This window comes from Mongoliimonas terrestris, assembly GCF_001927285.1.
Taxonomy (GTDB): domain Bacteria; phylum Pseudomonadota; class Alphaproteobacteria; order Rhizobiales; family Pleomorphomonadaceae; genus Chthonobacter; species Chthonobacter terrestris.
In genome coordinates, this window is record NZ_MSIG01000017.1 from 15,978 (window position 1) to 27,316 (window position 11,339).

At 69.6% G+C, this 11,339-nt stretch carries 9 protein-coding genes; 6 read left to right on the forward strand and 3 right to left on the reverse strand.

Going from position 1 to position 11,339, the window contains the following annotated elements:
• Positions 1-810: 810 nt before the first annotated feature.
• Positions 811-1,692: an MBL fold metallo-hydrolase gene (locus BUQ68_RS19140; protein WP_083656725.1), complete on the forward strand. Its 882-nt coding sequence runs from the start codon at positions 811-813 to the stop codon at positions 1,690-1,692.
• Between the two features lie 22 nt (positions 1,693-1,714).
• Here BUQ68_RS19140 and BUQ68_RS19145 read toward each other — a convergent pair whose 3' ends face one another.
• Entirely contained in the window at positions 1,715-3,331 is a 1,617-nt protein-coding gene (locus tag BUQ68_RS19145; protein ID WP_075217630.1) for a long-chain-fatty-acid--CoA ligase, read from the reverse strand.
• 379 nt (positions 3,332-3,710) lie between these two features.
• On the opposite strand from BUQ68_RS19145, the gene BUQ68_RS19150 reads away from it, so the two are divergent.
• The 5 genes from BUQ68_RS19150 (at position 3,711) to BUQ68_RS19170 (ending at position 9,261) form a co-directional block, all read left to right on the forward strand.
• Positions 3,711-5,093, forward strand: a complete 1,383-nt coding sequence (locus tag BUQ68_RS19150; RefSeq protein WP_075217631.1) for an aminotransferase — start codon at positions 3,711-3,713, stop codon at positions 5,091-5,093.
• A 1,066-nt stretch (positions 5,094-6,159) separates the two neighbouring features.
• On the forward strand, positions 6,160-6,339 hold the full coding sequence (locus BUQ68_RS19155; RefSeq protein ID WP_075217632.1) for a hypothetical protein: 180 nt from the start codon (positions 6,160-6,162) through the stop codon (positions 6,337-6,339).
• Positions 6,340-6,495: 156 nt separating this feature from the next.
• Entirely contained in the window at positions 6,496-7,479 is a 984-nt protein-coding gene (locus BUQ68_RS19160) for a magnesium transporter CorA family protein (protein WP_075217633.1), read from the forward strand.
• A gap of 89 nt (positions 7,480-7,568) precedes the next feature.
• A complete protein-coding gene (locus tag BUQ68_RS19165; RefSeq protein ID WP_075217634.1) occupies positions 7,569-8,381 on the forward strand; it encodes a transporter substrate-binding domain-containing protein in 813 nt (270 codons plus the stop codon).
• A 52-nt stretch (positions 8,382-8,433) separates the two neighbouring features.
• Positions 8,434-9,261, forward strand: a complete 828-nt coding sequence (locus BUQ68_RS19170) for an amino acid ABC transporter permease (protein WP_075217635.1) — start codon at positions 8,434-8,436, stop codon at positions 9,259-9,261.
• Positions 9,262-9,545: 284 nt separating this feature from the next.
• Here the strand turns inward: BUQ68_RS19170 and BUQ68_RS19175 are convergent, their stop codons facing one another.
• Positions 9,546-10,406, reverse strand: coding sequence for an SDR family oxidoreductase (locus tag BUQ68_RS19175; RefSeq protein ID WP_075217636.1), 861 nt, complete (start codon positions 10,404-10,406; stop codon positions 9,546-9,548).
• Positions 10,407-10,582: 176 nt separating this feature from the next.
• Positions 10,583-11,329 (reverse strand): crotonase/enoyl-CoA hydratase family protein, encoded by a 747-nt coding sequence (locus tag BUQ68_RS19180; RefSeq protein WP_075217637.1) that lies wholly within the window; start codon positions 11,327-11,329, stop codon positions 10,583-10,585.
• Positions 11,330-11,339: the final 10 nt, after the last annotated feature.

Consider the following 11,339-nt stretch of genomic DNA (forward strand, 5'->3'; position numbering starts at 1 on the left):
ACCCCCGAGGCGCCCCGCCCCGCATGGCCGCCATCGGCACTGCCGGAGCCCGCACTCCCGGCGCCCGGATGGCCCGCACCCGAACTGCCCGACCCCGAACTGCCCGACCCCGAACCGCCCGCACCCGAACCGCCGGAGCCAGAGCCGGCCAAGCCCGACCCGCCCAACCCCGACCCGCCCGACCCTGGATGGCCCGACCCCGGACCGCCCAGCCCCTGGCTGTCCGAACCCTGCTTTCCCGGACCCGGCCCACCGGCCCCTCGGCCGTCGGCCCCCTGACCGCCCGCGCCATGCCCGCCCGCGCCATAGCCGCTAGCACCATTCCCGCCAGCCCCCTGACCGCCAGCCCCCTGACCGCCAGCGCCGTTCCCGCCAGCGCCGTTCCCGCCAGCGCCATGCCCGCCCGCTCCGGACGCAGCACCACCGTCCGCCGGCGCGCCCTGTCCCGCGGCAGCCCGGTCGTCGACGCCATCCGGGCTTCGGCCGCGTTGCGTTGGCCGGCCACGGTCATGTCCGCTTCCCTTGGTCGGAATCAGGGACACCATGGCGGCCCCCTCGGAGGCTGGTCGTCGCGGCGACGGACGGGTTCGGTTCGGCCACCGCGTCGGACCGGGGCGACCGGACCGAACGGCATCCCAGGCATGGATTGTTATTACTGACGATGGTCGCAGAAGCGGAGCCCGCTCGTCAACGGGCAGAGCCCGGTTTTCTGCCGTTTTCGCTTTTGTCCCCGATCCGGTCCGGCAAGGGCCGATGGACAAGGCGCTCGGCCTTTGCGAGCGTGCGGCCCCTGATGGAGGCCCACCCCCGATGATCGAGCTCGGATCGACCGTCCGCATCCTCGCCCCGAAGCCGCACGTGCTCGCCTTCTACGACGGCCGCATCCCCGGCGTGCGGGCCTGGTCGGAGACCGCCAACTGGTTGGACGACGGAGCCTTTTCGCTCGGCATCGCCACCTATGCGATCGTCTCCGGCGAAGACGCGCTCGTCTACGACACCCACATCTCGCTCGCCCACGCGGCCCTCATCCGTCGCACGCTGGCGGACCGAGGCGTCCGCCGCACCACCGTCGTGCTCAGCCACTGGCACGACGACCACGTGGCCGGCAACGCGGCCTTCACCGACTGCGAGATCGTCGCCCGACGGCTCACCACCGATCTCCTCGCCGCGAATCGCGCCCACTTCGCCGCCGGCGACCCGCCGATCGACCCGCTGGTGATGCCCACCCGCCTGATCGACGGACCGGAGGAGATGACCATCGGCGCCGTCCGCGTCCGCCTCCTGCCGGCGGACATCCACAGCGAGGACGCGCTCCTCCTCCACGTGCCCGACGACGACCTGCTCCTGGCCGGCGACTCCCTGGAGGATCCGCTCACCTATGTGGCCGAACCGCTCCGCCTTGCCGCCCACCTCGCCGACCTCGACCGCATCGCCGCCTGGGGCGTCGGCCGCATCCTGCCGAACCACGGCGACCCGGACGTGATCGCCGCCGGCGGCTACAGCCCCGACTTCATCGCCGCGACACGCCGCTACGTCGCCCACCTCCTGGCGCTGGAGGACGACCCGGCCCTCGCCGATCGCCCGGTCGAGGCCGTCCTCGGCCCCGACCTTGAGAGCGGCGCCCTCCGCTGGTGGGAGCCCTACCGCGCCGTCCACGCCCGCAACGTGGCGGCGATTCTCGCCGACGCCTGACCGGGGTCCAACCCGCAAGCCCTCAGCCCAGGAAGCTGTAGTCGCGGAACTGCTCGCGCAGCGTCGCCTTGCGGATCTTGCCGGTGGCCGTGTGCGGGATCTCGCTCACCACCACCACGTCGTCCGGCAGCCACCATTTGGCGACCTTGCCCTCGAAGAAGGCGAGCAGGCTGTCCCGTGTCGGTGTCCGGCCCTCCTTGGCCACCACCACCAGCAGCGGCCGCTCGTCCCACTTCGGATGGCGCACGCCGATCACCGCCGCTTCCGCCACGTCCGGATGGCCGACCGCGATGTTCTCCAACTCGATGGAGGAGATCCACTCGCCGCCGGACTTGATCACGTCCTTCGACCGGTCGGTGATCTGCATGTAGCCGAGCGGGTCGATGGTGGCGACGTCCCCGGTGTCGAACCAGCCCTCGCCGTCCACCGCGTCGCCGAGCCGGAAATAGCCGCGCGCGATCGCCGGCCCGCGCACCTTCAGCCGGCCGAAGGTCTCGCCGTCGTGCGGCCGCGCCCGGCCCTCGTCGTCGGTGATCTCGATCTCCACCCCGAACGGCGTGAAGCCCTGCTTCTCCCGCACGTCCAGCCAGGCCTCGCCGGTCAGGTGCGCGTTCTCCGGTTTCAGGGTGCAGAGGGTGCCGAGCGGGCTCGTCTCCGTCATGCCCCAGGCGTGCACCACCTCGATGCCGTAGCGGTCGCGGAAGGCCTGAATCATCGCCCGCGGCGCCGCCGATCCGCCGATCACCACCCGCTCCAGCCCGTCCAGCCGGTCGCCGGTCTTGTCCAGGTGCTGCAGGAGCATCAGCCACACCGTCGGCACCGCCGCCGTGCGGGTCACCTTCTCGTCGCGCAGCAGCTCGAAGATGGAGGCCCCGTCCATCTTCGCCCCCGGCAGCACCAGCCGCGCGCCCACCATCGGGCCGGCGTGGGCAAGGCCCCAGCAGTTGGCGTGGAACATCGGCACCACCGGCAGCGCCGTGTCCCGGCAGGAGAGCGCGAAGCTGTCCGGCAGGCAGGCGAGCAGCGCGTGGAGCGCGTTCGACCGGTGCGAATAGAGCACGCCCTTCGGATCGCCCGTGGTGCCGGACGTGTAGCAAAGCCCCGCAGCCGTGTTCTCGTCGAAGGTCGGCCAGCGGAAGTCCGCGTCCACCGCGCCGATCCAGCTCTCGTAGGGCACCGCCCCGACGCCGTTCTCCGGCAGATGCGCCGCGTCCGTCAGCACGATCACCTGCTCCACATGCGGCAGGTGCGGCTTCAGCTTCTCCACCAGCGGCAGGAAGGTGAGGTCGGTGAACAGCAGCCGCGATTCCGCGTGGTTCATGATCCAGGCGATCTGCTCGGGAAAGAGCCGCGGGTTCACCGTGTGGCAGATGGCGCCGAGGCCCTGGATGCCGTACCAGAGCTCCAGGTGCCGCCACGTGTTCCAGGCGAGCGTCGCCACCCGGTCGCCGAGGCGCACGCCGTGGGCGTCCAGCCGCTTGGCCACCTTCAGCGCATTCTCCCGCACCGAAGCGTAGTTGGTCCGGTGGATCGGCCCCTCCACCGAGCGGGTCACGATCTCCCGCGCCCCGTGGTTGGCGGCGGCGTGGTCGATGATCCTGCTGGCCAACAGCGGCCAGTCCTGCATGAGCCCGAGCATGGGCATCCTCCCTGCCGTTGCGGGGCAAGGGTGCCGAAAGCGTGGATGGTCCGCCTTCGCGGACCATGACGGGCTGCGCGGGGCTTGAAAGCGACACCCGCCACCGCTGGCCGATGTCCCTCATCCACCGCCCCCCATCGTCATGGTCCGCGAACGCGGACCACCCACGCATTTCCTCCCTCATCCCCGACCGTTGCCACGCCTGTTCCCGGCGCTTTCGCGACCCATCCTTCCGCTTACGTAAACGTTTGGCAAGAGCCTTTCGAGTGGCAAGCACCGCACCGGTCCGAACCGCCCCCCTCCGCTTTCCGATTCCCAACCCGGCCGCTTGCCCCTAATCTCCGGCCTTTCCTCGACTGCCCCTTGGAGAGTCGCCGCCATGCCGTTGACCAATGTCCAGACCCGCGACGTGGATGCGGTGCTCCACCCCTACACCCCCCTCCACACCCTGCGGCAGCTTGGGCCCCTGGTGCTGGAGTCCGGAAAGGGCGTCTACGTCTACGACACCCACGGCAAGGAATACATCGAGGGCATGGCCGGCCTCTGGTGCGCCGGCCTCGGCTTCGGCGACGAGGAGCTGGTGGAGGCCGCCACCGAGCAGATGCGCAAGCTGCCCTACTACCACCTCTTCGGCGGCAAGGGCTTCGAGCCGGCCATCGAGCTCGCCGAGAAGCTGAAGGCCATCGCGCCGATCCCGGTCGACAAGGTGCTCTTCTCCTCCTCCGGCTCGGAGGCAAACGACACCCAGATCAAGCTCGCCTGGTATCTCAACAACGCGCTCGGGCGGCCGGAGAAGAAGAAGATCATCAGCCGGGTGAAGGGCTACCATGGCGTCACCATCGTGTCGGCCTCGCTCACCGGCCTACCCAACAACCACCGCGACTTCGACCTGCCGGTCGACCGCATCCTCCACACCGACTGCCCGCACCACTACCGCTTCGCCGAACCCGGCGAGACCGAGGAGTCCTTCGTCGCGCGCCTCGCGCAGAACCTCCGCGACCTGATCGATCGGGAGGGCGGCCACACCATCGCGGCCATGATCGCCGAGCCGGTGATGGGCGCCGGCGGCGTCATCGTGCCGCCGGCCGGCTATTTCGAAGCCATCCAGCCCATCCTCGACGAGCACGACATCATGCTCATCGACGACGAGGTGATCTGCGGCTTCGGGCGCACCGGCAACTGGTTCGGCGCCACCACCATGGGCATGCGGCCGACCACCATGACCATCGCCAAGCAGCTCACCGCCGCCTACGTGCCGCTCTCCGCCGTCATGCTGCCGGCCTGGATCTACGAGGCCATGGAGGCGCAGTCCGCCAAGATCGGCACCTTCGGCCACGGCTACACCTACGGCGGCCACCCGCTCGGCTGCGCCGTCGGCGTGAAGACGCTGGAGATCTACGAGAAGCGCAACATCGTCGGCCGGGTGCAGGGCCTCGCGCCCCTCTTCGCCGCCCGGCTGGAGCGCCTTCGCGACCACCCGCTCGTCGGCGAGACCCGCTTCAAGGGCCTGATGGGCGGCATCGAACTCGTCGCCGACAAGGCCACCCGCCGGCCCTTCCTCCCGCCCCAGGGCGTCGGCCCCCGCACGGCCCGATTCGGCGAGGCCAACCGCATCATCGTCCGCGCCATCGGCGACACCATCGCGGTCTGCCCGCCGATGATCATCACCGAGGACGAGATCAACGAGCTCTTCGACCGCATCGAACGCACCCTCGACGACGCCGAAGCCTGGGTCTCCGCCGAGAACCTGCGCGCCGCCTGAGGTCCGGCCACCTCGCGCCCCCTCCGAAACCCGTCATCCCGGCGAACGCCGGGATCCAGCCGACGGTGCGGAAAAGGGAATCGGCGCGGGTGTCACGCCCTTCGGTTGGGCCCCGGCGTTCGCCGGGGTGACGCTTTGGGCGGAGGAGGGGCGCTCCGCCCGCTCCCCGACCCCACCTCCACCGCCGTCCCCACCCGCCCCGATCGTCATGGTCTGCGTGAGGCCACAGACCATCTGCGCGTCGCGTGATCGCTCGCCCGAGAGTTTCCGTGTTCAGAGTGTGGCGCCCGACGGTTTTGTCAGCACCGCCGAACGGCAAGCACCTCCCATTCTCCCCTCCGAAACCCGTCATCCCGGCGAACGCCGGGATCCAGCCGACGGTGCGGAAAAGGGAATCGGCGCAGGTGTCCCCTCGTTCGGTTGGGCCCCGGCATCCGCCGGGGTGACGACTTGGGGGAGGAGGGGCGCGCCGCGCACTCCCCGACGCAGCCTCCACCGCCGGCCTCACCCTCCGCAACGGCCTTCCCCACCCCCGGGGCGGCGTTCTGGCGCACCTTCGCCGCACCGCAACCGAACCCTCCGCGCCACCACCCCCGCCCGCCCGTCCTTCCCCCGCCGCCGCCCCCGCTTTCAAGCCTTCGCGCCCGTCCCCGCCGCATAGCCTGCCCGTGCCGGCCCTCGCGGCACGGTGACGGCGCGGTGACACTCGCAGCCTCCAACGGCGCTTCTCCGCGGTTTTTCTTCAGAACCATTCAGCTTGATCGGCATCTTGGCCGCGTTTTTCACGGCTTCCCGGGCTTTTGATCCCCTCATGCCGCGCCCGGGACATTTACACTTCGTTTACCACCGCGTTCGACTTGTTGCTTTGCGGCAACAAGGTTTAAACACTCCGGCCGTCCATACTAAGTCTTACATTCGCGCCCTTGTCCCGCCCCAATTTGCCGGCGTACTCTTCTCATGCGAGAGCGACAGAATGTTCTGGCGGGTCGCATAGAAAAACTCGAACGTGTTCATGGCCTCGGCAGGCAATCGTGAGGATTGACCGCCGTTTCATGCGGGGAAACAGATGAAGACCGAGTACAGCGCCCCGGAAGGACAAGCGCAGCAACAGCAGAGCTCCAAGCCGGATCTTTGCGAGCAGTACCGCACCATCGGCATCCCGGCCCTCTCGGCCGCGACCATGTTCAAGGCCGCGAAGGCCAAGGTCGAGCAGCCGGCGCCGGCCCCGCTCGACTACGAGGACTGATCCCGCCGCCCGACCGTCCGACCTCTGGACGGCGGCGGGGGGTTCGTCGCTCCCTCGACCCACGCTCACGCTCTCCGCGCCATGCGCGGACGGCGGGGTCTGGAGCACGCTTCCGGGCGGTGGTAGGACATCGCCACCCGCCCCGGAGGATTTCCCTTGCTGCATATCTATCGGCCGATCGCCACGGATCTGGTGCGCGAAGCCGCGCCGATCGGCCCTGATGGCTTGCCGGTCATCCACCCGGACACCGTCTGGGTGGACCTCCTGCGTCCGTCCCGCGAGGAGGACATGGCGGCGGAGGCCTTCGTCGGCGCCGAACTCCTGACCCGCGAGGAGATGGAGGAGATCGAGCCGTCGAGCCGCCTGTCGCTGGAGAACGGCACGCTCTACATGACCGCCGCGCTGCTCTGCCGGTCGGAAAGCAGCGAGCCCGGCACCACCGCCGTCAGCTTCATCCTCGGCCGCGACCGCCTCGTCACCATCCGCTACGACGAGCCCGGCACCTTCCCGGTGGCGGTCAACCGCATGCTCCGCCCCTCCGCCGACGTCTGCACCGCCCGCGCCGCGCTCATCTGCCTCCTGGAGACCTCCATCGACCGGCTCGCCGACATCCTGGAGCGGTCGACGAGCCGGATCGGCGCCATCGGCAGCACCATCTTCGAGCCGCAGGCGCCGGGGCAGGGGCCCGACTACAACCTCACCCTCCGGGCGATCGGCCGCGAGGGCCTGCGCCTCGGCCACGTGCAGGAAAGCCTGCTCGGCCTCTCCCGCCTCCTGCTCTTCCTCGACGAGAAGGCGGAGGTCACCGGCTTCAGCAAGGACGACCGCCTGCGCATGATGACCATGCTCCGCGACATCCAGGCGCTCACCGACCATGGCCACGGCCTCGACGAGCGCAACACCTTCCTGCTCGACGCCACCCTCGGCCTCGTCAGCATCCAGCAGAACGACATCATCAAGATCTTCTCGGTGCTCGCCGTCATCTTCATGCCGCCGACCCTGGTCGCCTCCATCTACGGCATGAACTTCGACGTCATGCCCGAACTCCACTGGCGGTTCGGCTATGCCTACGCCATCGTCCTTATGGTCGCCGCCGCGGTCCTCACCTTCATGGTCTTCCGCTGGCGCCGCTGGCTGTGAACGGCCGGCCGTCTCCGCTTGCGCGTCCCGCCGGCCGGCGGCCATAGTGCACTGCCAGAAATCACACATCGTCCGAAGGGGGCTTCCCGATGTTCTCCGCCGTTTCGCGCCGTCTCAACCGTGCCCTCGTGGCCGCCGGGCTCCTCGTCGGGCTCGCCGCCCCGGCCGTGGCCGAAGGCTTGCCGGATCTCGGCGGGCGCACCATCGTGGCGGTGACGGAGAACGCCTATACGCCGCTCAACTTCACCGACCCGAAGACCGGCGAGAGCGTTGGCTGGGAGTATGACGCCTTCAACGAGATCGCCCGCCGGCTGAACGCCAAGGTGGACTGGAAGCTCACCTCCTGGGACGCCATGATCCAGGCCGTCCGCGACGGCCAGTTCGACGTCGGCATGGACGGCATCACCATCAACGACGAGCGCAAAGAGCAGGTCGACTTCTCCGACCCCTACCTCACCTCCGAGCAGTTCATGCTGGTGCGCGCCGACGAGAGCCGCTTTGCCGACGCCGCCGGCTTCTCCGCCTTCGCCGACGGCCTCGTCGGCGCCCAGGCCGGCACCACCAACTTCTATGTCGCCGTCTACTCCGTGCTCGACGGCAACGAGGCCAACCCGCGCATCAAGCTGTTCGAGACCTTCGGCGCCTCCGTGCAGGCCCTGAAGGCCGGCGACGTCGACACCGTGCTGATGGACAAGGTCTCCGCCGAGGGCTACATCGGCGCCGCGCCCGGCGCCTTCAAGGTGATCGGCGGGCCGCTCGGCACCGAGGACTTCGGCTTCATCTTCAAGAAGGGTTCCGACCTCGTCGGCCCGGTCAACGCCGCGCTCGCCGCCATGAAGGCGGACGGCACTCTCGACGCGCTCAACAAGAAGTGGTTCTACGACTACAAGAGCCAGAACTGACCCCGAGCCGGACCTGAGCCCCGCGCGCCATGCCCCCGCCGAGCCCGCCCCCATGCCGCCGCCGGTGAGAGCCGGCGGCGCCCTCGACCGCGTGCCCTGGTGGCTGGTCGCCGCCGTCGTCCTTGCCGTCGCCTTCGGGCTCGCCATCGCGGCGGACGAGGACTACGCGGCCATCTTCCGCGTGGTGTCGGCGGGCATCGGCACCACCGTCTTCGTCAGCGTGGTGGCCTTCGTGCTGGCGGCGCTGCTCGGCCTCGGCCTCGCCGCGGCCAGCCTCTCCGCCCGGCGCATCGTCCGCGAGGCGGCGATCTTCTACGTGGAGATCGTCCGCGGCATCCCCATGCTGGTGCTCCTCTTCTACATGGCCTTCGTCGGCGCCCCGGCGCTCGTCGCCGTCTGGAATGGACTCACGCACCCCTTGCAGACCATCGGCCTCCTGGAGCCCGCCACCGTCCGCGACTTCGACTTCCTCTGGCGCGCCGTGGTGGCCCTCGTGGTCAGCTACGCGGCCTTCCTGGCGGAGATCTTCCGCGCCGGCCTGCAGGCGGTCGACCGGGGCCAGATCGAGGCCGCCAAGGCCCTCGGCCTCACCCGCATCCAGGTGTTCCGCCTGATCGTCCTCCCCCAGGCGATCCGCACCGTCCTGCCACCCCTCGGCAACGACTTCGTCTCGATGATCAAGGACTCCGCCCTCGTCTCCGTGCTCGGCGTGCAGGACGTCACCCAACTCGGCAAGATCCACTCCTCCGGCACCTTCCTCTTCTTCGAGACCTACTCGGTCGTCGCCTACATCTACCTCCTGATGACCGTCTCCCTCTCCCTCGCCGTCCGAGCCCTCGAAAAACACCTCCGCCGCCACGAGGCCGGTCGGGGGCGGTGAGGGGAAGACCTTTCGACTGTCGTCATCCCGCCGACCCGAGTACCGTCATCCCGGCGACCCGCGTATCGTCATCCCTGCGACCCGAGTACCGTCATCCCGACGACCCGAGTACCGTCATCCCGGCGAACGCCGGGATCCAACCGTCCGGTCCTTGAACCGCGACGGCGCGGCATTCCCACCGTCGGCTGGATCCCGGCTTCCGCCGGGATGACGGCCAGCGACTGTGCGCCGTTATGGTCCGCAAAGGCGGACCACCCACGCATTACCGCTTAAACCCCCCCACATCACCCCTTCGGCCCGAGGCTCGCCGGCGGCACGCTGCCCTCCGGCACGAAGAAGTCCTCCTGCAGCCCGCTCGACGGATCCACCCTGTACCGGTCGAAGTCCGTCACCCCGTGGTCGGCGAGGAAGCTGTCGTCGATGAGGAAATTGCCTGTGAACCCTCGGGCGTCCTTGGTGAAGATCAGGTGGGCGGCGTCGGCGATGATCTCCGGGGTGCGGCTGCGCTTCATCAGCGCCTCGCCGACCACGAACTCGATGGCGCTGGTGGCGATGGTCGTGCGCGGCCAGAGGGCGTTCACCGCGATGCCCTTCGGGCGCAACTCGCCCGCAAGGCCGAGAACGACGAGGCTCATCCCGTACTTCGCCATGCTGTAGGCCACATGCGGCGCGAACCACTTTTCCGCAAGGTCGAGCGGCGGCGACAGCATCAGGATATGCGGATTGTCCGACGCCTCCAGATAGGGGAGGGCGGTCTTCGATACGAGGAAGGTGCCGCGCGTGTTCACCTGGTGCATCAGGTCGAACCGGCGCATGTCCGTCTCCGGCGTGCGGGTCAGCTGGATGGCGCTCGCGTTGTTGACGACGATGTCGATCCCGCCGAACCGCGCCGCCGCCGCCTCGAAGGCGGCCTTCACCTGGGCCTCCTCGCGCACGTCCACCACCAGCGGCAGCGCCTGTCCGCCCGCCGCCTCCACGGCATCGGCAGCGGCGTAGATGGTGCCGGGAAGCTTCGGATGCGGCTCGGCGGTCTTTGCCGCGATTACCACGTTCGCCCCGTCCCGGGCCGCCCGAAGCGCGATGGCAATGCCGATGCCGCGGCTCGCGCCGGTGATGAAGAGCGTCTTTCCCTGAAGCGTCGTCATGGCGCTGCCTTCCTGATTGCTTTTGATCGTAGGTCATTCCCAGTGCGTGAAGTCCCGACTTGTCGGGGCTTCACGCGCGCAGGCAAGCCCGAACGGGCGCCGGCCGGTCAGGCCGTAACGCTCTTGAAGGTCGGACAAGTCCGACCTTCAAGAGCCGGGTAAAACGTCGCCGATGGTCAGCCGCGCGTGAGGAAGGCCCGGAAGGCCGCTTGGGCCTCGGCTGACCGCAGCCGCTCGGCAAAGAGCAGCGCCTCCTCGTCGATCCGTGCCAGTATCTCCAGCGGATCGCCCTTCAGGAGCCGGCGGCTGATCGCGACCGCCCGGCGCGGCTTGGCGGCGAGCGCGGCGGCCGCCGCGAAGGCCTCCTCCGCCACGCGCTCGGCCGGCAGCACCCGGTTGACGAGCCCGGCGGCCGCCGCCCGCTCGGCATCGAAGGCAAGGCCGGCGACCAGGAGTTCGAACGCCCGCTGGTGCCCCATCAGCCGCGGCCCGATCAGGCTCGACGCCGCCTCCGGCACAAGCCCGAGGTCGGTGAAGGGCGTGCGGAACACCGACCGGTCGGACGCGAAGACAAGGTCGCAATGCATCAGGAGCGTGGTGCCGACGCCGATCGCCAGCCCGTCCACGGCGGCGACGAGCGGCACCTCGGCGGTCGCGAGCGCCCGGAGGAAGGCGACGATCGACGTGAGGCCCTCGCCGCTTTCCGCGGCGGCCACGAAGTCCTTGAGGTCGTTGCCGGCCGTGAACGCCCCCGGCGCGCCCTTGATCAGCACCGCCCCGACGGAAGGGTCCTCGCCCGCCCGGCCGAGCGCGGCGGTGAGCGCCCGGTACATGGCGCCGGTGAGGGCATTCTTCTTCTCCGGCCGGTCGAGGGTGATGGAAAGGACGCCGTCGCGGGTGTCCACACGCACGGGATCGGTCATGGCGAGGCGT